The organism is Rhizobium aethiopicum, assembly GCF_014197535.1.
Taxonomy (GTDB): Bacteria; Pseudomonadota; Alphaproteobacteria; order Rhizobiales; family Rhizobiaceae; genus Rhizobium; species Rhizobium aethiopicum_A.
In genome coordinates this window covers 31,524-53,716 of sequence record NZ_JACIFV010000032.1, presented here as the reverse complement: position 1 = coordinate 53,716, position 22,193 = coordinate 31,524, and the positions used below count along the sequence as shown (strand labels likewise).

Here is a 22,193-nt window from a genome sequence, read left to right as displayed (position 1 = left end):
ATGCGGAAATTCATCATCATGATCAACACTATTCTCAAAAGACGAACCCCATGGAGCGAACCGCAACAACACGGTTGCTGAGGTGCCCCGCAGGGCCTCGAAGGACGGGCCGGCCACCGGCGTTCCATGCGGTGATATCAGATGCAGCCCAGCGGCCTGCCTGTTGCTAAAAACTGGTGATATCAGCGCATTGCTGCAACATGGCTGCTGTTTCGGCGCCTGAAATTCGCCTATCAAGAGAACATCTTCATTTTCTTGCCGTAATCCTTGCCATTTGCTCGCATCAGTTTTGAACGGAGACTGTCCTGTCCATGATCAAGAAATTCATACTTCTGGCTGTCGCAGCAAGCTATCTCAGCGCCTGTACGACGACCGATCCCTATACGGGTGAGCAGAAGGTTTCCAATACGGCGGGTGGTGCGGCGCTCGGCGCGCTCGGCGGCGCCCTCGTCGGCGTGGCCGTCGGCGGCGGCGGGCACGGCAAGCGCAACGCAGCGCTGATCGGCGCCGGCATCGGCGCGCTGGCCGGCGGCGCGATCGGCAACTACATGGACCAGCAGGAAGCCGAGCTTCGCGCCCAGCTCGAAGGCACCGGCATCTCCGTCACCCGTCAGGGCGACAACATCATCCTCAACATGCCCTCGAACATCACCTTTGACGTCGACCAGGATGCGGTCAAGCCGGGCTTCTATCCGACGCTGAATTCGGTGGCGATCGTGCTGCGCAAGTTCAACCGCACGCTGATCGACGTCAACGGCCATACGGATTCGACCGGCAGCCTGCAACATAACCAGGACCTGTCACAGCGCCGCGCGCTGTCGGTTGCCGATTATCTCGGCGGCCAGGGCATCGACCAGCGCCGCGTCTCCGCTGTCGGCTTCGGCCCCTCCCAGCCCGTCGCCTCCAACGCCTCCGAGGCCGGCCGCGCCCAGAACCGCCGCGTCGAAATCCAGATCGCGCCGATCACCCAGGGCTGATGCAGGCACTCTCTTTCAGACGACAGAAGGCCGGGTCATCGCCCGGCCTTCTTCGTTTCTGCCGATTGCATCAATGCTGCATCGTCGCGCCCTTGGTGATCTTATCGACGACCTTCTTGTCGGCGCGCAGCGCGATGCCGACGACCTTGGCGTCGTCGGGGGCATATTCGGCGAAAACGGCGCGGTTGGCGGCATCATGGCCGGTAGCAAACATCTCCTCGATGAAGATGGAGGAGGTTACCTCGCGCTCCAGTGCGCGGCGATGGATGGTCGAGATTGTCGCTTCGTCGGCGGACAGCACGATGATCGGCTGGATCGATAGCGGGTTGTAGAGATTGCCGGCGCGGTCCTTGTAGGGCTCGCCGATGATTTCAGGATGTTGCCCGGCGATGCCTGTCGACAGGAAGGCTGTGACGTTCAGCTTCTGCCAGCCGGCAAGATTGTTTCGCAGGACGATCGCAATTTTGGTATCAAACATTCCAGTCTCTCTCATCAGGGTATCGAAACGCGTTGAGCCAGGATTTAACGCCGCAGGTCTTCGAGGGTCTTGAACGTTTGTGCGAGCCGCAGCGGGGCAGCGGCATGCTGGCCGCGCCCGCCACCAGCGGTATCCTGACGGCGCCCGCCTTTCCCGGCATCGAGCGGATCGAGGCGCAGTTTTCCGGCAATGTCTTCGAGCCGCACCGGCACGATACTTATGCGCTCGGGGTGACGCTGCACGGCGTCCAGACCTTCACCTATCGCGGCGAGCGACGCTTCAGCCTGCCGGGGCAGGTGATCGTTTTGCATCCGGACGAGGAGCACGACGGCGGGGCGGCGACCGAGGCCGGCCTGCATTACCGCATGCTCTACCTGGAGCCTTCGTTGCTGATGGAATGCCTGGAGGCGGAGAAGATCGGGCTTCCCTTCGTCGAGGAGCCGGTCATCGGCGACGGGGCCTTGGCTGAGGTGCTGCTGGGCGCGCTCGGCGAACTCGATCGGGAGCTGGACGAGCTTTTCGTCGACGATTTCGTCAGCCGCGTCGCCGGCGGCTTGTCGCGACATTCGCAGGTGCGCCGCCGGCCACTGCGCGCGGTCGCCTGGCGGCAGGTGCGGGCAGCGCGCGATTATCTGGAGGCGCATGCGCTCAGGCCCGTGCGCTCGGGCGAACTGGAGAAGATAACCGGCCTCGACCGCTTCACGCTGTCACGGCATTTTCGGACGGCCCTTGCCACCAGCCCCCACCGCTACATGCTGATGCGGCGCCTGCAGCAGGCGAAGGCGCTGATGGGCGCGGGCGAAGGTTTCGCCGATGTGGCGGCTGCGACGGGTTTTGCCGACCAAGCGCATTTCAATCGCCATTTCAAGAAGGCCTACGGCATCACGCCCGGCCAATGGGCCAGCCTCAGACGGGGTTTTCCGCAAGGCCGGAACGGCGCGCGATAAAGCGGGCAAGCGCCGGCCCGATCAGCAGAATGACCAGGAAACCGCCGGTCTGCATCGCCATCACGAAGGGGACGTCGACATCGCTTGAGGCAGCGATGATGGCGACGGAATCGGCGCCGCCGGGGCTGGTGGCGAGATAAGCCGTCAGCGGATCGATGCCGGCGAAGACATGAAGTGCCGCCGCCATGCAGCCGCAAAGCGCCATCAGCAGCACGATGCAGGCGGCGACCCGCGGTAGGGCCCGCGCCACATGGCTGATGATCGAACGGGTGAAGCGCAGGCCGATGCTCCAGCCGACCAGCGCATAGGCGATGGCAAGCAGCCACATCGGCAGCTCGATCTTCAGGATGCCGATGCCTTGCAGGAAGGCGCCGAGAAAGAGCGGCACGATGATCATGCCGCCCTGGATGCGCAGGCGGCGCACGCCATAGGCGCAAAAGCCAGCAAAGGTGATGGTCGCCGCAAAGGCCGGCCAGTCGACTGCGGGGAAGAGGACGAGCGGCGGCGGCTCGCCGCCGTCGGTCGCCACCCAGAGGCGCGAGATCACCGAAGCGCCGACGGCGACGAAGACGACGCGCAGATACTGCATGAAGGCGACGAGGCGGGCATCGGCGCCATAGGCTTCCGACATGATGACCATGGCGGAGGCCGCACCTGGCGACGAGCCCCAGACGGCGGTCGTTCCCGGCAGCACCTGCCAACGCGTCAGGAGCCAGCCGAGACCGGTGGCGATGGCGATGACCGAGAAGACGAACAGCAGGAAGAGCGGCGCGTCCTTCGCCATGGCGCCGAGAATATCAGGGGTGATGGTGCGCGCCATCATCAGGCCAACGAGGACCTGACCGAACTGCAGCGGCTGAAGCGGCACGCGAAGCTTTCCCTTGCCGACGGTCAGCGCCAGCACGATGGCGGCAACCATCGGTCCGATCAGCAGCGAGGCGGGCAGGGCGAAGAGTTCGAGAACGACGGTGAGGGCCGTGGAAAGCGTGAGCAGCAGCGCCCATTTCGGCAGGCCGGCATCCCGCATCAGGCGGCGTGCGTGGCTGAGTGGCATGAATCCCCGTATGTTTCCAGGCCGGTGCCAAGTCCTAAGGGTGAAGGTGGGAGGAAGCTCCGGCATGACGAAGAGAGGCCGGCTCAAGGGCCGGTCGGCGCGGCCTCGGTATAGGCGGGGGCTGCGAGGGCGGTCAATTGCGAAATCTGGCTTCCGGCGACGCAGCATGCGAATTTGATTCAAGCCGCCGCCCTCAAGCCTTTGTTATCTCATCAGAGTCGAACATGCTCGACGAGGAAATCGAGCAGGGCGCGCACGCGCGCCGGCAGCGGTCCGCCCTGGCCCATGTAGACGGCATAGAATTCCTCGATATCGCCGGGATTGGCCGCTTCCAGCACCGGCACCAGCCGGCCGGCTTCGATATCGGCGCGCACGGTGAAGGCGGCCAGCCGCGCAAGGCCGGCGCCGACAAGCGCCAGATGGCGCATGGCTTCGCCATCTCCAACCTGCACGCCCGGCGTGATCGGCACCGTCACCGTTTCGTCGTCCTCGCGCAGCGGCCAGCCCTCGACGGCGCGGACGTAGGAAAAGCCGATGCGGCAATGGCGGCTGAGATCGGCGACGCTGTGCGGTTCGCCATGACGCCTGAGATAATCGGGCGAAGCGACGATGAGCTTGCCGGTGGCGCCTAGCTTGCGGGCGATCAGGCTGGAGTTCTTCAAGGGGCCGGTGCGGACCGCAACGTCGGCGCGCTCTTCCATCAGATCGACCACCCTGTCGGTGTGGGTGATATCGAGCGTGACAGCGGGATGAAGCGCCATGAAGGCGGGCACGAGCGGCGCCAGCAGATGATTGCCGAAGGAGCCGCTGGTGTTGACGCGGATGCGGCCCGAGGCCTGTTCGCCTGATGAAGCCTGGCGTTCGGCCTCGGCGATATCGGCAAGGATGGCGATGCTGCGCTCATAGAAGGCGCAGCCCTCCGGCGTCAGTTGCAGCTTGCGGGTCGAGCGGTTGACGAGGCGGGCGCCGAGGCGCGCCTCCAGCCGGGCGACGAGCTTGCTGACGGCCGATGGCGTCATGCGTCGCGCCGTGGCGGCTGCGGAAAAACCGCCGCGCTCGACGACATTGACGAAGACTTCCATCTCGCCGGAGCGGTTGATGTCCTGACGGCTCATGATGAATTCAAGTCACAGATGATGTTCTGTCAGGCAATCTATATCAACAGGATGGCCGCGTCTATCTCAGAGGAAACACGGAGACAGATCATGGAATATCGAAATCTCGGCGCATCCGGCCTTAGGGTGCCGGTTTTGAGCTTCGGCGCGGGTACGTTCGGCGGCAGCGGCCCGCTGTTCGGCGCCTGGGGCAATACCGATGCCGAAGAGGCCCGGCGGCTCGTCGACATCTGCCTTGAAGCCGGCGTCAATCTCTTCGACACGGCCGATGTCTATTCGGCCGGTGCGTCCGAAGAGGTGCTCGGCCAGGCGATCCGCGGCCGGCGGGATGCCGTGCTGATTTCGACCAAGACCGCGCTGCCGATGGGCGAGGGGCCGCAGGACTGGGGCACCTCGCGGGCGCGGCTGATCCGCGCGACCGAGGATGCGCTGCGCCGGCTCGGCACCGATTATATCGACCTCTTGCAGCTTCACGCCTTCGATGCCTCGACCCCGGTCGAGGAGGTGCTGTCGACGCTCGACGGCCTCGTCGCCGCAGGCAAGATCCGTTATGTTGGCGTCTCGAATTTTGCCGGCTGGGAGCTGATGAAGTCGCTGGCGGCGGTCGAGCGCTGGGGCTATCCGCGGTATGTCGCCCATCAGGTCTATTATTCGCTGGCGGGGCGCGACTATGAATGGGAGCTGATGCCACTCGGCGCCGACCAGGGCGTCGGCGCTCTCGTCTGGAGCCCGCTCGCCTGGGGGCGGCTCACCGGCAAGATCCGCCGCGGTGAGCCGCTGCCGGCCGCAAGCCGCCTGCACGAGACGGCCCAATACGGCCCACCTGTCGACGATGAGAGGCTGTTCGATATCATCGAGGTGCTGGATTCGACCGCAGCGGAGACCGGCAAGACTGTGCCGCAGATCGCGATAAACTGGCTGCTCGGCCGGCCGACGGTATCGAGCGTCATCATTGGCGCCCGCAACGAGGATCAGCTCAGGCAGAACCTTGCCGCGGCCGACTGGCGCCTGTCGAAGGATCAGATCGAAAGGCTCGACGCGGTTAGCGCGGTGACGGCGCCTTATCCTTATTTCCCTTATCGACGGCAGCAGGGCTTTGCGCGCCTCAATCCACCGATCGTCTGAGGCGGCCGCGGGCCGGCCTGTCCATGGCCTCTGGTCTACAACAAAAGGGGAGTGAAACTTTTCCCAATCTTAACTGGACAGCCGCTTTGACTTGCCCCATACCCAGCCTGCTGCATATCTCCTTAAATCGGAATCGATGTAAGACGAAATTATGCAGCAATTTTAAAGTTCTACAGTGTCCATGTACGTCTGAACGGACGTGCGGCGCAGTAGTCTGCGGGACGCGGTCTCGTCTACGCTGAATGGCAGGGAGATCAAAGGGATGGCGCTGAAGGACGCAAAGGCTGGAACACGCAACGAGGCGGGGATATCCGCCGTGCTCGGTATTCTCAAACAGAGCTTCGGCGAGCGCTTCCAGACCGGCCAGTCCTTCCGTGAACAGCATGCGCATACGACGACCTATATCCCGTCGCAACTGCCCGATGGCGTTCTCTTTGCCGAAAACGCCGATGACGTGAAGATGGCGGTCAGGGCCTGTGCGGCGCACAAGGTGCCGGTGATCGGTTTCGGCACCGGCTCCTCGCTGGAAGGTCAGGTCAATGCCGTAAGCGGCGGTATTTCAATCGATTTCAGCCGCATGAACCGGGTGCTTGAGGTCAATCCGGAGGATCTCGACTGCACGGTCGAACCCGGTATCACCCGCGAGGCGCTGAACGTCCACCTGCGTGATACCGGCCTGTTCTTCCCAATCGATCCCGGCGCCAATGCCTCGATCGGCGGCATGGCGTCGACGCGGGCCTCCGGCACCAATGCGGTGCGCTACGGCACGATGAAGGACAATGTGCTTGCCGTCACGGCAGTCACCGCCAATGGTGAGGAGATCCGCACGGCGCGGCGTGCCCGCAAGTCTTCGGCCGGCTATGACCTGACGCGGCTCTTTGTCGGCGCCGAGGGCACGCTCGGCATATTGACCTCGGTGACGCTGCGCCTGCAGGCGATCCCGCAGAAGATTGCCGGCGGCGTCTGCGCCTTTCCGAGCATCAAGGCGGCTTGCGATGCCGTCATCATGACGATCCAGATGGGGATCCCGGTGGCGCGTATCGAGCTGCTCGATGCTGTGCAGATGCGAGCGTGTAATGCCTATTCCGGTCTGTCTTATGCCGAATGCCCGACGCTTTTCCTCGAATTTCACGGCACCGACGAGACCGTGCCGCTGCAATCGGCAGCCTTCGCTGAGATCGCGGCCGAATGCGGCGGGGGCGAGTTCCTTTGGACCGCCAATGCCGAGGAGCGGACGAAGCTCTGGAAGGCGCGTCATAACGCCTACTTTTCCGCGAGGGCGCTGGCGCCGGGGCTTGCCGCACTTTCGACCGATGTTTGTGTTCCGATATCGAGGCTTGCCGATTGCGTTTCCGAAACGCAGGCGGATATCGAGGAACATGGGCTGCTCGGCCCTATCGTCGGCCACGCCGGCGACGGGAATTTCCATGTGCTGCTGTTGTTCGACGACAAAAGCGCCGGCGACATAGCCAGGGCCGAAAGCTTCGTTGAGCGGCTCAACCGCCGGGCACTCGATATGGACGGAACATGCACCGGCGAGCACGGGATCGGGCAAGGCAAGATGGCCTTTCTGGAGCAGGAGCTCGGAGGCTCGGTGGATCTGATGCGACAGGTGAAGCAGGCGCTCGATCCAGACGGTATCTTCAATCCCGGCAAGATTTTCCACCAAGGCTGAAAACGGAATATTCTCATGAACTTGGGCCTTGCCCATCGCATGAATAGCGCTAGTGTCGACAATAGAACCCTGAACATTGTCGGCAATACAATCCCGAATGGAGAATCCTTGCATTGGTAGGCCGGTTCCTCGTCTTTCTGGGGGGAGTGATCGTCGTAGTGCTGTTTGTGGCGCTGCTTGCGCCGCTGTTCATCGACTGGACCGATTTCCGCAAGAACTTCGAGGATCAGGCAAGCCGCATCATCGGCAAGAAAGTCACCGTCCACGGCACGGTGGATGCCCGTCTGTTGCCGTTTCCGTCGGTCACGCTGCATGACGTGCGTGTCGGTCAGGAGGCTGACGGCACGCCGATCGTCAAGGTCGAACAATTTTCCATGGATGCCGAGCTTGCGCCTTTCCTGTCGGGCGAGGCGCTGATCTTCGACATGCGCGTCGTCAATCCGAAGGTGCGCCTCAGATTGCTCAAGGACGGCACACTCGACTGGATGCGCGGCAGCCGCGCCGAAATACCGGCCAAAACAGTCGTTCTCGAAAATGTGCATGTCAGCGGTGGCGAAGTCGACTTCCTCGACGACCAGTCGGGCCGGGCGCGCCGCATCACCGGCCTGAATGCAGAGATGTCGGCCAAATCGCTCGCCGGCCCCTGGCGTGTCGAGGGCGATGCGGCCCTCGACGGCGAGCACGGCAATTTCTCGATATCGAGCAGCCAGCCGGACGAGAAGGGCGTGCTGCGCATGCGCACGAAGCTGTCGCCGGATAAACATCCGGTCAGTATCGATCTCGACGGCGAACTGAAGCTGGTCGACCGCAAGCCGAACTATCAGGGCCAGCTTTCGGCGGCGATCGAAACCGGCAACAGCGCCAGGTCCGCCAACAAGAACGAGCAGCCGCCGAGGCTCAAGGGCCGCTTCGAGCTTACCAACGAACGTATCCGCATTCCCGAATACCGGATGGAGATCGGCCCGACGGACGATCCCTATGTGATAACCGGGGAGGCGACGCTCGATACCGGCAACGCGCCGGAATTCCTGTTGACCGCCGACGGGCAGCAGATAGACGTGAACCGCATCGGCAATCAGGGCGCGGCCGGCAAGACGACGCGGGATGCCGCAGTTTCGGCGCGCCAACGGTTGAATTCTCTGATCGATATCGTCGCGCAGGTGCCGATCCCGCAGGTGCCGGGCAAGGCAAGCGTCAAGTTGCCGGCCATCGTCGCCGGCGACACGACGCTGCGCGATGTGCAACTGGAGCTGGAGCCGGCCGGTACCGGCTGGATGATCGACAGCGCCGTCGGCACGCTGCCGGGGCGCACGCAAGTGGAAGGCAAGGGCAAGCTCCTGCTTCAGGGAGAACCCTCGTTCAACGGCCAGATTGTGATGGCCTCGAACCAGCCAACGGGGCTAGCCTCATGGCTGGCCGGCTCGGTCGACCCGGCCATCCGCCAATTGCGGCAGGCGGGCTTTTCCGCCAATGTCAGCCTCACTCATGAATTGCAGCGTTTCGAAAATCTCGAAATCGCCGTCGGATCGGCGACGCTGAAGGGCCGGCTGGAGCGGCAGGCGATCTCCGGCCAGACGCCGACCCTGTCGGTGGCGCTGAATGGCGACACCCTCGATCTTGACGCGCTGCAGGCGCTGGCCGGTCTCGCGACCGGGCAGGAGAGCGGCGACAATGTCCTCGACCATAAGATCGCCGCACAGCTCAAAGCCGACAGGTTCACCGCCTTCGGGGTCGACGCCGAGAATGTCGAGACCACCTTCACCATCGCCGACGGAGCGCTTGCGGTCGACCGGCTGTCAGTCAAGAATGTCGCGGGCGCCGAGCTGACGGCGACCGGCCGGGCCGAAGGCTCGCTGCTCGACTATAAGGGTGCGGGCGAGATCACCTTCAAATCGGCCGATCCCGGCGGCTTCTTCACCATGCTGCGCGAGCATCTTCCACACCACCCCGTGCTCGACCGGCTGGTGCGCAATGCCGGCTGGTATGGGAATACGGCGTTGCGCGGCGCGCTGACGCTCGGTGGCGACGAGGGCGATGCGCTGACGGTGACGCTGGCCGGCGTCTCCAACGGCAGTCGCGTCAACCTCGATTACCGCATGTCCGATCTCCTGGCGCTGACCGGCAACGGCACGACGAGCCTGGAGGCGACGCTCGAAAACGCTGTGCCGTCGATCCTGTTCGGTCAGGCCGGGCTCGACCCGCTGCCGGTCGATGTCGGCGCGAATGGCCGCTTGACGCTCAAGGTGAAGGCGTCGGGCAACGATCCTGCCGATGCGGCGCTGACCTTTGCGACCGACCGGACCTCGTTTACCGCGAAGGGCAAGGTTGACGTGCGGCCGGAGAGCTTCATGAACGGTCAGATCGCGCTTTCGCTCGACAGCGCCGATATCGACCCCTATCTCATCATGAACGGCATCGCTCTGCCGCAGACCGGAACGGGGTTGCCGTTCGGCCTGCAGGTCAACGCCGCCGTCGATAGCGACAAGATCGTCTTGTCCGATCTCAAGGGACATGCGGCCGACAACGCGTTTTCCGGTGCGCTGACCTTCGACCGCAAGGCTGCGAAGACGACAGCGAGCGGCGAGCTGACGCTCGCCAAGGCAGATGCAGGCTGGCTCGGCGAGGCGGTGTTCGGCCAGATCGTCGATCCCGCCAACGGCACGCTGTCGAAGGCGCCGCTGGGCCTGCCCACCTTCAAAGATCTGGACGTCAAGGTGAAGCTGTCGGCCAAGGAGTTCTGGCCCGGACTGCCGGAAACGGCAGTGTCCAATTTCACCAGCAACGTCGCCTATAAGGGCGACGAGTTGCAGCTCAACGACATGGCCGGCAACTGGGATGGCGGCAAGCTCTCCGGCAACCTGCTCTTCACCAATGCCGATGGAACCGGTTTCTTGCAGACGAAGCTGGCGCTCGCCGATTCCGATCTTGCCGGGGTCATCTGGCTGCGTGACGGCGCGCCGATTGCCAACGGCAAGTTCGGATTGTCGCTGTCGATGGAGGCCTCGGGCAAGACGGTTGGCGAGATCGCCAGCTCGCTCAATGGTTCGGGGGAGCTGAGACTCGGCGATACGAGCATACGCGGACTGAACCTTGCCATCCTTCCGCCGCTGCTTGCCGCCACCGACCCGATGCAGGAACAGATCAATGCCGGCAAGGTGCATCCGATCGTCGAGACGTTGCTCAACAACGGCGAGGCGAAGCTGCCGCCACTCGGAATTCCCTTCAACATCACCGACGGAACGCTCAGGGTGCAGAATGTGACCGTGGCCAACGATCTGGCCCGGGTTACCGCTGACGCACAGATCGCCTTGCCGGAGGAGCGGATCAGCGCGACGGTCGGCATCGGCCTCAATCCAGGCGCGGAGGCGCTTCCGGGTGTCGAGCCGGCGCTGAGGCTGAACTTTTCCGGCATGCTGCCGTCACCCGGCAAGACGATGGACGTGACCGATATCACCAGCTACCTGTCGCTGCGTGCCTTTGAGCGCGAGCGGCGGCGCGTCGAGCGGCTGCAGGCGATCGTGCTCGAAAAGCAGCGGCTGCGCCGCGAAGTGGCGCTCTATCGTTTCAATGACGCCGAGCGCGTCAGAGCGGCCGAAATCGAACGGCAACGGCAGGCGGAGGAAGAGCGGCTGCGAAGACTGGCGCAGGAGGCGGCTGCACAGAAGGCCGCTGCCGCGGCGGAGGCCGCACGTGCAGCGGAGGCAAAAGCCAAGGCTGATGCGCAGGCGAGGGCGGCCGCCGAGGCGGAGGCGGCCCGGCGCTCCGGGCAGATGCAGCCCGGTCAGCTCGATTTCGACCATCTGCCGGGCATTCAGGCGCAATGAAGACGCGTGGGGTTTGCGTCGCCTGAGATGTTTCAGGTTTTTATTTGAATTCCCGGCGTCACGGCCGGCCGCCACAGCCGGCCTTCGCCCATGAAAGCACATGGAGCCGCAGCGCCGAGGACAGGTTGCTGTCCGGCGGGCGGTGGTCGTCGATCTCGGAAATCAGGGCGGCAAGCGACATCGAACGGCTTGCCGCAATCGTCTTCAGCTCAGCCCAGAATTCATCTTCCAGCGAAAAGCTGGTGCGATGGCCATGCAGTGTCGCCGAGTGCTTGCGGATCATCAGCCGGATCACATCGCAGTCGGCTTGGAGGATCGATTCAAGGAAATCGCGCAAGTGGCTGATCGCCGATTCGTTTCCGGCTCTTCAAGCTTTGCGTGAAGCTTCATGCGCCGTCGTCGTCCGTCTCGATCCGGCCGTCGCGGTGAGCCTTGTCGGCCTTCTCGTTCAGGCTGCGGGTGAGCTGCTTTTCGGTCTTGGTGCGGCCGAAGGAAATGCGGTTCTGCTCGGCCTGCTTCTCCTTTTCGGAGCGGGCCTGCTTTTTGCGGAACTGACGCAGATTGATGATTTCGGCGCTCATGCGCGAGGCTTGATCCTTATGAAAAAGGGAGGCTCGGCCTCCCTTTGAAATCACTGTTTCTTGCGGAAGGAGTCGAGCGAGACGACGGAGCCCGGCTTCTTCTCTTCGCCGTCGGCCGGTTTTGCGCCGGCGGCTTCATCGGGCTTTCCTGCCGCGTCAACGGGATAGGCGGTGATCTCACCGGACGGCAGCTCTTCGCCGTCGGCAAGCGGCACGTCGAATTCGAGCTCGAAATTGACGGAGGGATCGTAGAAGCCGCGGATCGCATTGAAGGGTATGACCAGCTTCTCCGGAACGTCGGAGAAGGAGAGGCCGATTTCGAAATGCGTCTCGGTGATCTTGAGATCCCAGAACTGATGCTGGATGACGATGGTCATCTGCTCAGGATATTTGGACTTCAGGTGCTGGGAGATGCGCACGCCCGCGGCACCCGTGAGGAAGGTGATGAAGAAGTGGTGGTCGCCGGGCAGACGACCCGTCGTTGCTACCTCCGCCAAAACCTTGCGGATGACGCCGCGAAGTGCATCCTGCGCCAGAATGTCGTAGCGGATATGATCCTGCCCCATGCTTTACCTGTCTTTCGTCGGTTCTGAAGTCTTTTCACAAGGTATATGGCACGTTCAGGCGCCTTGGGAAAGTCCGGAGCCGAGTCACGCGTAGATCAGCATACATGATTTCAGTGTGAGGGAGAAGGTGAAGGCTTCTGTTGCCAGGTGCCTTCGGACCCCGCCTAGAGGTGCGAACCACTAGGACTTTGATTGAAGTGTCACACCGCGATTAAGCAGCGAGACGAGCTTCCGCATAGTTGTCGTTTGCAACTACAATTTTAGCCCGATAACGGCGGTACAATGCCGAGCAAAAAGTCGATCTTTACACCCTTGTCGATCCTATTTCGCCCCCATCAAAAGCCGGCCTTCGATCCCGCCGGTTTTTGGTGGAGGCGCCGGGTACCGCCCCCGGGTCCAATAGGTTTATTACACCGCTCATTTATTGCCATAGCCGGCCCGAGAGCCGGCAAGGCTGATATAATGATTTCCTTCGCCCAAGAAAAGGGCAAACGTCATAAAAGCTTTATGTCGGGCGGCAGAAAGAACGGGAAAATATCCGACTGCGATTGGTTTCTTCAAGCCGACGGCATAAATTGGAGAAAATGGAATCAGCGCGACATGCAGCAATATCTCGATCTCCTCGCCCATGTGATGGAAAAGGGCTCCGACCGGGGCGACCGCACCGGCACCGGCACGCGCTCGGTCTTCGGCCATCAGATGCGCTTCGATCTCGAGGAAGGCTTTCCCGTCCTGACGACGAAGAAGCTGCATCTGCGCTCGATCATCCACGAGCTTTTGTGGTTCCTGAAGGGCGAAACGAATATCCGCTATCTCAAGGAGAACGGCGTCTCGATCTGGGATGAATGGGCCGACGAGAACGGCGATCTCGGCCCGGTCTACGGCGCTCAGTGGCGCTCCTGGCCGGCGCCTGACGGCGGCCATATCGACCAGATCGCCAATCTCGTCAAAGGCATCGTCAACAATCCGAATTCACGCCGCCACATCGTCTCGGCCTGGAATCCGGCCGAAGTGGACCAGATGGCGCTGCCGCCCTGCCATTGCCTGTTCCAGTTCTACGTGGCCGACGGCAAGCTCTCCTGCCAGCTGTATCAGCGCTCCGCCGATATCTTCCTCGGCGTGCCCTTCAATATCGCTTCCTATGCGCTTTTGACGATGATGGTGGCTCAGGTGACGGGGCTGAAGCCCGGCGATTTCGTCCACACGTTCGGCGACGCGCATCTCTATCACAATCATTTCGATCAGGCGAAGCTGCAGCTGACGCGCCGGCCAAGGCCGCTGCCTTTCATGCGCATCAACCCTGATGTGAAGGATATCTTCGGCTTCAGGTTCGAGGATTTCGAGCTGGCGGGCTATGAGGCCGATGCCAGCATCAAAGCGCCGATCGCCGTCTGAAGCTTCACTCGCAGTTTTAATTTTAATTAGCCACATTCGACTTGAATGCGATCTCTTCGTAATATAACCAGACTGCATAAGGGAGTTGCAACCAAAGATTGCAGTCAATGAGAATCAAGAGAAAACGCGTAAAAATGCCGTCGGCAACATCAATTGTTGCTCGCAGCTATCCTGACAATATAATTGGCGTTGAGAATAGATTGCCGTGGCATCTTCGTACCGATCTTCAGCTTTTCAAGAGAAGAACGTCTGGTCATGCCATCATCATGGGTCGGAAGACCTTTGAATCGCTTGGAAATAGGCCCCTACCAAATCGAACAAATATTATATTATCGCGGTCCGAAATCCTTTCTAACTCACCTGATATTAGATGGGCGAGGGACGTCGAGACGGCTTTACTATTCGCTGACGTAAGTTCGATAATAGCTGGCAAGCTGGAATTTTTTGTTATTGGTGGAGAGCAGATATATAAGATATTTGAGCGTTATATAAATCAGGTTTTTCTGACTGAAGTCTTCTGCGGCCCTATTAATGGGGATGCTAAATTTGAAACTGACTTCGAGAAGGATGCCGTCGGATCAAAGTCCGAATGGAAACGTGGGTTTGAGGACGAGTACCCAAAGAGTGAACATGATCAATTTCCGTTTCGCATAACCCGTTACGAGAGGCGAAAGCCAGAACATAGATTCAAATCTAAAGAAGAGTTTATGGGTCGGGAGCCGGATTTCGATAAATACTTTGAGTTGTACGAGAAGAAAGTTGTCGCTTCGGACAGTGAAGGCGTGCAGTTCGAGTTCTTCCCAGAGGATACGCGTTCCACTAAGTCTTGAACGCGGTCGCGCCTGAAAACGAACTATTTTCCAATTAAATTGACCAAGTTTCTCACGCTGCGTTGAAAGCCGGTGCGGTGATACCTATAACGGTCACCAACGCATCCACCGGTCAGCCCCCACGGTCCCGGATGCGGGGAAGACTTAACGAATAACGAGGTTTTGATGCCCTGGAGCAATCAGAATGGCGGCGGCGGCCCTTGGGGCGGCGGCGGTAACAATCAGGGACCATGGGGCCAGGGGCCGAACCGCCCGCGTGGCGGCAAGGGCGGACCGCCTGATCTGGAAGACATCATCCGGCGCGGCCAGGATCAGCTGCGCAATATCGTTCCCGGCGGTTTCAATGGCGGCGTGGCCGCGATCGTGGTGGCGATCGTCGCCGTTTTCTGGCTGATTCAGTGCGTCTACACCGTCCAGCCGGACGAACGCGCCGTCCAGCTGCGCTTCGGCAAGCCGAGAGAGGAAATTTCCATGCCGGGCCTGCATTTCCGCATCTGGCCGATGGACGCGGTCGAGATCGTGAAGGTGACGGAGCAGCAGCAGAATATCGGCGGACGCAACAACAGCAATTCGACGGCTGGACTGATGCTTTCCGGCGACCAGAACATCGTCAACGTGCAGTTCTCCGTGCTCTACACGGTCAACGACCCGAAATCCTATCTTTTCCGTCTCGAAAATCCAGCTGAAACGCTGCAGCAGGTTTCCGAAAGCGCCATGCGCGAAATCGTCGGCCGGCGCCCGGCACAGGATGCCTTTCGTGACAATCGCGGACCGATCGAAACCGAAGTGCGCAACATCATCCAGGATACGATGGATCGCTACGGCGCCGGCATTGCGATCAACCGCGTGACCATCGAGGACGTCGCACCGCCGCGTGACGTGGCCGATGCCTTCGAAGAAGTGCAGCGTGCCGATCAGGACAAGCAGCGCCTCGTGGAGGAGGCGAACCAATACGCCAACCAGAAGCTCGGCCAGGCCCGCGGTGACGCGGCCCGCATCCGCGAAGCAGCAGCGGCCTATAAGGACCGGATCGTCAAGGAGGCTGAAGGTGAAGCGCAACGCTTCGTTTCGATCTACGACGAATATTCCAAGGCTCCTGACGTGACGCGGGAGCGGCTGTTCCTGGAAACCATGGAACAGGTGCTGAAGGGTTCCAAGAAAGTGATCATCGACCAAAAGGCCGGCGCCGTGCCCTATCTGCCTCTCAACGAGATAAACAGGCCGACGCAGCAACAGCAGCAACAGGGAGGCTGAGACCCATGTCGAACAGACTTCCCGTAGTTCTAATCCTCCTGGCGGTCGTGTTGGTCGGGGTCTATTCCTCGGTCTTCGTCGTGACCGCCCGCGAACAGGCTATCGTCGTTCGCTTTGGTGAAATCCAGTCGGTCAAGACTGACCCCGGCATCTATTTCAAGCTGCCTTTCGCCTTTGCCGATGCCGACAGGGTGCAATACGTGCCGAAGCAGGAGCTGCGCTTCGACCTCGACAATATACGCGTCCAGGTTTCCGGCGGCGCCTTCTATGAGGTAAATGCCTTCCTCATCTACCGCATCAACGACGCGCGCCGTTTCCGCGAAACGGTGTCGGGCGACAGGGAGGCGGCGGAAGCGCGGCTTCGCACGCGCCTCGATTCCGCCTTGCGCAGGGTCTACGGCGTGCGCAGCATCGAGGCCGCTCTCTCCCGAGAGCGCGTGGCGATGATGCTCGAGGTGCGCAACGAGCTGCAAGCCGATGCGGAGACGCTCGGCATCACGCTCGACGACGTGCGCATCAGCCGGACCGACCTGACGCAGGATGTTTCCGAGCGCACCTATAACCGCATGCGCGCCGAGCGACTGGCGGAAGCTGAGCTTCTGCGCGCGCAGGGCAACGAGGAAGGTCAGCGCCGCCGCGCCGTTGCCGACCGCCAGGTCGTCGAGCTGACTGCCGGCGCACAGCGCGACTCCGAGATCCTGCGTGGCCAGGGCGATGCCGAACGCAACCGCGTCTTCGCCGATGCATTCTCAAGAGACCCCGGTTTTTTCGAGTTCTATCGCTCGATGGCAGCCTATTCGGCAGCGCTTTCATCGCAGGACACAACGCTGGTCCTGTCGCCGGATTCGGAATTCTTCCGCTATTTCAATAAGGCTGCCGGCGCCGCGCCGGCCAGCCCGTCTACGTCGGTTCCCGCAATGCCCGGAGCAACCGCTCCGGCGGCGCCAGGCCAGCCGGCGAACTGAAAACACGGGATCTGTTTCCCGGCAAGATCGAGAAAGGGTCGGCCCAGCGCCGGCCCTTTTCGGCTTCAAGAGCCAAGGCCGGACTTTCGTGACGGTCCATCGGATTGCACGGGGATTTCGCGAAAAGGTGATTTCACCCTCCATCATTCCGCCTTATGCTGGTGCTGAATATGCGCATTTACCCCCTTATGAGGAAGCTTGATGGCCCCCACGATTCGCTTGCCCTTCAGACGAACGCTCGCGCTTCTGGCCAGCGCCACCATGCTGGCGCAAGCTGGCATGAGCGGTATTGCTTTTGCGCAAACCACGCCTGAAACAGCAGCGCCCGGGGTTGCCGCGCCTGTTCCGGCTGCTCCCACGCCACCTGCATCTGCCACGCCGCAGCAGACGCCACCGGTTCAGACCGTCGTGCCGACCAACGGTCCGGCTTCCGTTGCCGATCTCGCCGAAGGGTTGCTCGATGCCGTGGTCAACATCTCGACCTCGCAGAACGTGAAGGATGACGAAGGGGTCGGTCCGGCGCCGCGCGCCCCTGACGGGTCACCATTCCAGGAGTTCTTCAACGACTTCTTCAACAAACAGCAGGGCAACAAAGGCCCCAACCATAATGTCAGCTCGCTCGGTTCCGGTTTCGTCATCGATCCGGCCGGCTATATCGTCACCAATAACCACGTGATCGAGGGCGCCGACGACATCGAAGTCAATTTCGCCAACGGCTCGAAGCTCAAGGCGAAGCTGATCGGCACGGATACGAAGACCGATCTTTCCGTGTTGAAGGTCGAGCCGAAGACGCCGCTGAAATCGGTGAAATTCGGCGATTCCAGCGAGATGCGCATCGGCGACTGGGTCATGGCGATCGGCAATCCGTTCGGATTCGGCGGTTCGGTGACGGTCGGCATCATTTCCGGGCGCGGCCGCAACATCAATGCCGGCCCCTACGACAACTTCATCCAGACGGATGCGGCGATCAACAAGGGCAATTCCGGGGGGCCGCTCTTCAACATGAAGGGTGAAGTGATCGGCATCAACACGGCGATCATCTCGCCGAGCGGCGGCTCGATCGGCATCGGCTTCTCGGTACCGTCCGAACTTGCTTCCGGCGTCGTCGAGCAGTTGCGCCAGTATGGCGAGACGCGGCGCGGCTGGCTCGGCGTGCGCATCCAGCCGGTGACCGACGACATCGCCGACAGCCTCGGGCTCGACACCGCCAAGGGCGCACTGGTCGCCGGCGTCATCAAGGGCGGCCCCGTCGACGACGGCTCGATCAAGGCGGGCGACGTCATTTTGAAATTCGACGGCAAGGCGGTCAATGAAATGCGCGACCTGCCGCGCGTCGTGGCAGAAAGCACGGTCGGAAAAGAAGTCGACGTCGTGGTGCTGCGCGACGGCAAGGAGCAGACCGTCAAGGTGAAGCTCGGCCGGCTCGAAGACAGCGATCAGGCGGCATCCGGCGATGCAGCGCCCGATGGCTCGCAGGACGGCGTGATCACCCCTGATCCCGACGAGAACAACGATATGGATCAGCCGGATACTGGCGATCAGGCAGCGCCCGCACCGGGTGCGCCGGCGCCGGACCAGCACCAACAGGGCCAGGTATCGCCGGATGAGGCTACGCCGAAGAACGTGCTCGGATTGTCGCTGTCGCTCCTCAGTCCCGAAACACGCAAGGCTTTCGGCATCGCCGAAAGCGTCGACGGTGTCGTCGTGACGGAGGTGGAGCCCGGCTCCGCCTCGGCCGAAAAGGGGTTGAAGCCGGGGGACGTTATCGTCGAGGTGGCGCAGGAGTTCATGAAATCCCCGGATGCGGTCGCGGCCAAGGTGAAATCGCTGAAACAGCAAGGCCGTCGCAACGCCCAGCTGATGATCGCATCGGCAAACGGCGATCTGCGGTTCGTGGCGGTGCCGATGGAATAGGAGAACTGCGGCGGTGGGGACCAGGTGCCGCCTTCCTGTTCTCGCTCAACCTCTCCGCCCTCATTCCTGTGACAAGCACAGGAATGAGGCGGAGAGGGGTTGCCGCGCCGCCTTTGTTGTACATCCGTCTCCTGTTGAAATCGGACGTTCAAGCCGTCACAAAATCGGTCTTCCGATAACCCTGAATATAAAGTAGCGCCGTCAGGTCGGCGTGATTGATGCGCATCTGCGCCTGAGCGGCGACGGTGGGCTTGGCGTGGAGGGCGACACCGGAGCCGGCGAGCTGCAGCATGCCGAGATCATTGGCGCCGTCGCCGACGGCGATTGCCTCCTGTGGCGAAATGCCGAGGCTTGCTGAAATCTCGTTCAGCGCATCCACCTTTGCCTGCTTGCCGAGGATAGGTTCGGCGACGAAGCCGGAGAGAATACCATCCTCGTCCAGCAGCGTATTGGCGCGGTTTTCGTCGAAGCCGAGGGTGGCGGCGATGCGGCGGGTGAAGACGGTGAAGCCCCCGGAGACGAGAGCGGTGTAATGACCTTTCGCCTTCATCGTGGCGATCAGCTCCGGCCCCCCCGGCGTCAGTGTGATGCGCTTGGCGATGACCTCGTCGACAACCGAGATCGGCAACCCTTTCAGGAGGGCGACGCGCTCCCGCAGGGCGGGCTCAAAGGCGATCTCGCCATTCATGGCGCGAGCGGTGATGTCGGCGACCCTCTCCTTCAGGCCGACTTCGGCGGCAAGTTCGTCGATGCATTCCTGGCCGATCATCGTCGAATCCATGTCGGCGATCAGCAGCTTCTTGCGGCGGCTGTCCTGCTCCTGGATGACGAGGTCGATGGGGGCGCTTGATATGACGGCGAGAAGATTGGCCTCGGCGGCTTGCGCATCCGTGCCGTCGCGCAGTGCGATGTCGCAGGCAACGCCGTCGGCCAGCCAGTAGAGGCCGGAAGCGGTTACTGCCTCAGCCGCTTGTTCGGCGATGCCAGGAGTAAGCACAGGATTTGACGGATTGGCAACAAGCGTGGCAACGAGGGCCATGATGGAAAACCTTCTGAGCGTAGAGAACGCGATCCTGATAACCGGGCCGACCGCCAGCGGCAAGTCCGCGCTTGCCGTCGAATTGGCCAAACGCCATGGCGGCGCGGTCGTCAATGCCGACAGCATGCAGGTCTACGACACATTGCGGGTGCTGACCGCGCGTCCGTCGGAGGAGGAGATGCAAGGCGTGCCGCATCATCTCTACGGCCACGTGCCGGCTGGGGCCGGGTATTCCACAGGCGCCTGGCTGCGCGATGTCTCGGCGCTTTTGCCGGCGCTCAGAGCCGCCGGGCAGCTACCGGTCTTCGTCGGCGGCACGGGGCTTTACTTCAAGGCGCTGATCGGCGGTCTCTCCGACATGCCGGATATTCCCGAAGCGCTGCGGGAAGAATTGCGCACGCGACTCGTGGAGGAGGGGCCGGACGTGCTTTACGCCGAGCTTTCTGACGTCGATCCCGCGATGGCGGCAAGCCTCAACCGCCAGGACGGCCAGCGCATCGTCCGGGCGCTGGAGGTGATCAAAGCGACGGGACGCTCGATCGCTGATTTCCAGGGTCGGTCAGGGCCTGTGGTGATCAATGCCGACGAGGCCCGCAAAATTGTCGTTCTGCCGGACCGGGCGGTGCTGCATGCCCGCATCAACGGCCGTTTCGAAAAGATGCTGCAACAGGGTGCGGAAGACGAGGTAAAGGCGCTGCTTGCGCTCGGCCTGCCGGCCGAGGCGCTTGTCATGAAGGCCATCGGTGTGTCGCAGATCGCGGCGATGCTGAAGGGCGAGATGACGCGCGATGAGGTGTTGAAGAAAGGGGCTGCGGCGACACGGCAATATGCCAAGCGGCAAATGACCTGGTTCCGCAATCAGATGGACGAGAGCTGGCAAAGGCTGAGCGCCTAGGCCTCATCCCCGTTGCGGACCTTCCGCACCAGTATACGCGATATGCGCCTGCAGCAGTCTGGCGAGATCGCTGACCGCTGCTTGCAGTTGCGCCTCCGGAAAGCCGCCGAAACCCAGCATAAGGCCAGGGTGCGCCGGCGGGTCCGCATACATGGGGGAGATGGCGCGAACCGCGATGCCGGAAGACAGCGCGCGCGCCGCGAGCCGTACATCGTCGATTTCTGCGGGCAGCCACAGGAGAATGTGCATGCCCTGGTCGCTCGGCTGAATGCGGCACCCCTCGGGCAAGGCTTGTTCTAACGCCGACAGCAGGAATGCCCGACGTTCGGCATAGAGGCCGCGGATCCGCCGGATATGGGCTTCGAAATAGCCTTCCTTCATGTAAGCGGCGAGAACATGCTGTTCTGATGTCGGCGAATGCCGGTCGAGAATGGCGCGCGCACCGGCGAAGGCTTCCGCGAGCTGAGGAGGGGCGATGACATAACCGAGGCGCAGCGAAGGAAAGAGGACCTTGCTGAAGGTGCCGAGATAGATGACGCGTGAGGGGCAGAGGCCCTGCATCGAGGGGAAGGGGTGGCCGGCGTAACGCAATTCGCTGTCGTAATCGTCTTCGACGATCCAGGCGCGGGCCTGGTCGGCCCAGGCGATCAGGGCGTTGCGTCGCGCCATGCTGAGCGGCATGCCGATCGGATACTGGTGCGACGCCGTCACGAATGCGGCGCGCGCCTGCGGACAGAGTTCGAGGCCGCGCTCCACGTTCATTCCCTGCGTATCGACCGGGATGCGGTGCGTGCGCAGGCCGAGATCGTCGAGCACGGCGGTGAGGCCGGGATAGGCCGGGTCTTCGGCCCAGACAGGATCGTCGCGCGACAGCAGCACGCGGCCGGCCATGTAGAGGCCCTGCTGGGTGCCCGATGTGACGACGACCTGTTCCGGTTCGCAATGAACCGCGCGGGCGCGGCGGACGTGTTCGGCAATGGCGAGGCGCAGCTCGAGCAGGCCCATCGGATCGTGATAGCCTGATGGGGCAGCCTCTTTGGACGCACGCACCCGATTGCCGAGACGGCGCCAGTTGTCGTCAGGCGCAATGCCGGAGGCCGGGACTGATACGGCGAAGGGAACGGGCGGGTGAGGGACGAGCGCGCGGGCGACTGATATCAGCCGGGCGGCCGGGGCGGGCAGATCCAGAGTATCCGCAACCGGCGCTGCCGGTGGCGGCGGAAGCACGGGCGTCGCATCCATCAGAGCCGTGGCAATACGGGTTCCGGCTCCGACTCTCGCTTCGAGATAACCTTCGGCGGTCAGTTGGTCGAATACCTCGACGACGGTGCCGCGGGCGATTTTCAGGGAGGCTGCGAGCGTGCGCGTCGAGGGAAGGCGCTCGCCGGGCCTCAGCTCGCCGCGGGCAATGGCGCTCCTGAGAGCCTGTGCAAGCTGGCGGCTGATATTGGCGGTTCGATCGATCGCATGGAGCGAAGGGATCTCGATGTTGCTGCGCCGCTTGGACATTGAAAATGGTCCATGAAGATTCTTGAAAATGGCGCTTCATGATGAACCAA

Annotated in this window: 20 protein-coding genes and 1 other RNA gene; 11 read left to right on the top strand and 10 right to left on the bottom strand. The window is 62.2% G+C overall.

Annotation, left to right across the window (positions count from 1 at the left end):
• A partial coding sequence (locus GGD53_RS31490) for a hypothetical protein (RefSeq protein WP_210303370.1) occupies positions 1 to 237 on the bottom strand: 237 nt, incomplete at its 3' end.
• 74 nt (positions 238 to 311) lie between these two features.
• Between GGD53_RS31490 and GGD53_RS28115 the strand changes: the two genes are divergently transcribed.
• A complete protein-coding gene (locus tag GGD53_RS28115; protein ID WP_064694663.1) occupies positions 312 to 977 on the top strand; it encodes an OmpA family protein in 666 nt (221 codons plus the stop codon).
• A 70-nt stretch (positions 978 to 1,047) separates the two neighbouring features.
• Here the strand turns inward: GGD53_RS28115 and GGD53_RS28110 are convergent, their stop codons facing one another.
• Positions 1,048 to 1,455: a DUF2000 family protein gene (locus tag GGD53_RS28110; RefSeq protein ID WP_184459991.1), complete on the bottom strand. Its 408-nt coding sequence runs from the start codon at positions 1,453 to 1,455 to the stop codon at positions 1,048 to 1,050.
• A gap of 32 nt (positions 1,456 to 1,487) precedes the next feature.
• Between GGD53_RS28110 and GGD53_RS28105 the strand changes: the two genes are divergently transcribed.
• Positions 1,488 to 2,402, top strand: a complete 915-nt coding sequence (locus tag GGD53_RS28105) for an AraC family transcriptional regulator (RefSeq protein WP_184459990.1) — start codon at positions 1,488 to 1,490, stop codon at positions 2,400 to 2,402.
• On the opposite strand, the gene GGD53_RS28100 is transcribed toward GGD53_RS28105, so the two are convergent.
• Positions 2,362 to 3,456: an AbrB family transcriptional regulator gene (locus GGD53_RS28100; RefSeq protein ID WP_184459989.1), complete on the bottom strand. Its 1,095-nt coding sequence runs from the start codon at positions 3,454 to 3,456 to the stop codon at positions 2,362 to 2,364. The two genes, GGD53_RS28105 and GGD53_RS28100, sit on opposite strands and share 41 nt — an antisense overlap.
• Before the next feature lie 212 nt (positions 3,457 to 3,668).
• Positions 3,669 to 4,571 carry a LysR family transcriptional regulator gene (locus GGD53_RS28095; RefSeq protein WP_184459988.1) on the bottom strand — a complete coding sequence of 301 codons (903 nt, stop codon included), beginning with the start codon at positions 4,569 to 4,571 and terminating at the stop codon, positions 3,669 to 3,671.
• Between the two features lie 90 nt (positions 4,572 to 4,661).
• On the opposite strand from GGD53_RS28095, the gene GGD53_RS28090 reads away from it, so the two are divergent.
• From GGD53_RS28090 to GGD53_RS28080, 3 genes are all read left to right on the top strand, one after another.
• A complete protein-coding gene (locus GGD53_RS28090) occupies positions 4,662 to 5,696 on the top strand; it encodes an aldo/keto reductase (RefSeq protein ID WP_184459987.1) in 1,035 nt (344 codons plus the stop codon).
• A gap of 262 nt (positions 5,697 to 5,958) precedes the next feature.
• The gene (locus GGD53_RS28085; protein ID WP_184459986.1) at positions 5,959 to 7,371 is read left to right on the top strand and encodes an FAD-binding oxidoreductase; all 1,413 of its coding nucleotides are present in this window, start codon (positions 5,959 to 5,961) and stop codon (positions 7,369 to 7,371) included.
• A 113-nt stretch (positions 7,372 to 7,484) separates the two neighbouring features.
• The gene (locus tag GGD53_RS28080; protein ID WP_184459985.1) at positions 7,485 to 11,195 is read left to right on the top strand and encodes an AsmA family protein; all 3,711 of its coding nucleotides are present in this window, start codon (positions 7,485 to 7,487) and stop codon (positions 11,193 to 11,195) included.
• Positions 11,196 to 11,253: 58 nt separating this feature from the next.
• Here the strand turns inward: GGD53_RS28080 and GGD53_RS28075 are convergent, their stop codons facing one another.
• The 4 genes from GGD53_RS28075 to ssrA form a co-directional block, all read right to left on the bottom strand.
• Entirely contained in the window at positions 11,254 to 11,478 is a 225-nt protein-coding gene (locus GGD53_RS28075; protein WP_183701857.1) for a ribbon-helix-helix domain-containing protein, read from the bottom strand.
• A gap of 103 nt (positions 11,479 to 11,581) precedes the next feature.
• Positions 11,582 to 11,776, bottom strand: a complete 195-nt coding sequence (locus tag GGD53_RS28070) for a DUF4169 family protein (RefSeq protein ID WP_011652756.1) — start codon at positions 11,774 to 11,776, stop codon at positions 11,582 to 11,584.
• A 50-nt stretch (positions 11,777 to 11,826) separates the two neighbouring features.
• Positions 11,827 to 12,342, bottom strand: coding sequence for an SspB family protein (locus tag GGD53_RS28065; RefSeq protein ID WP_064803733.1), 516 nt, complete (start codon positions 12,340 to 12,342; stop codon positions 11,827 to 11,829).
• A 126-nt stretch (positions 12,343 to 12,468) separates the two neighbouring features.
• Positions 12,469 to 12,831, bottom strand: a transfer-messenger RNA (tmRNA) gene (gene ssrA / locus GGD53_RS28060).
• A gap of 111 nt (positions 12,832 to 12,942) precedes the next feature.
• Here ssrA and GGD53_RS28055 point away from each other — a divergent pair.
• From GGD53_RS28055 to GGD53_RS28035, 5 genes are all read left to right on the top strand, one after another.
• Positions 12,943 to 13,737: a thymidylate synthase gene (locus GGD53_RS28055; protein ID WP_184459984.1), complete on the top strand. Its 795-nt coding sequence runs from the start codon at positions 12,943 to 12,945 to the stop codon at positions 13,735 to 13,737.
• Positions 13,738 to 13,844: 107 nt separating this feature from the next.
• A complete protein-coding gene (locus GGD53_RS28050; RefSeq protein WP_184459983.1) occupies positions 13,845 to 14,567 on the top strand; it encodes a dihydrofolate reductase in 723 nt (240 codons plus the stop codon).
• 165 nt (positions 14,568 to 14,732) lie between these two features.
• Positions 14,733 to 15,821, top strand: coding sequence for an FtsH protease activity modulator HflK (gene hflK, locus GGD53_RS28045; protein ID WP_184459982.1), 1,089 nt, complete (start codon positions 14,733 to 14,735; stop codon positions 15,819 to 15,821).
• A 5-nt stretch (positions 15,822 to 15,826) separates the two neighbouring features.
• Positions 15,827 to 16,786 (top strand): protease modulator HflC, encoded by a 960-nt coding sequence (gene hflC / locus GGD53_RS28040; RefSeq protein WP_184459981.1) that lies wholly within the window; start codon positions 15,827 to 15,829, stop codon positions 16,784 to 16,786.
• 201 nt (positions 16,787 to 16,987) lie between these two features.
• Complete coding sequence (locus GGD53_RS28035; RefSeq protein ID WP_184459980.1) at positions 16,988 to 18,700, top strand: DegQ family serine endoprotease; 1,713 nt, start codon at positions 16,988 to 16,990, stop codon at positions 18,698 to 18,700.
• Between the two features lie 148 nt (positions 18,701 to 18,848).
• Here the strand turns inward: GGD53_RS28035 and serB are convergent, their stop codons facing one another.
• Positions 18,849 to 19,739, bottom strand: coding sequence for a phosphoserine phosphatase SerB (gene serB / locus GGD53_RS28030; RefSeq protein WP_184459979.1), 891 nt, complete (start codon positions 19,737 to 19,739; stop codon positions 18,849 to 18,851).
• On the opposite strand from serB, the gene miaA reads away from it, so the two are divergent.
• Positions 19,738 to 20,634 (top strand): tRNA (adenosine(37)-N6)-dimethylallyltransferase MiaA, encoded by an 897-nt coding sequence (gene miaA / locus GGD53_RS28025; RefSeq protein WP_184459978.1) that lies wholly within the window; start codon positions 19,738 to 19,740, stop codon positions 20,632 to 20,634. The two genes, serB and miaA, sit on opposite strands and share 2 nt — an antisense overlap.
• A gap of 3 nt (positions 20,635 to 20,637) precedes the next feature.
• Here the strand turns inward: miaA and GGD53_RS28020 are convergent, their stop codons facing one another.
• A complete protein-coding gene (locus GGD53_RS28020) occupies positions 20,638 to 22,143 on the bottom strand; it encodes a PLP-dependent aminotransferase family protein (protein ID WP_184459977.1) in 1,506 nt (501 codons plus the stop codon).
• Positions 22,144 to 22,193 lie beyond the last annotated feature (50 nt).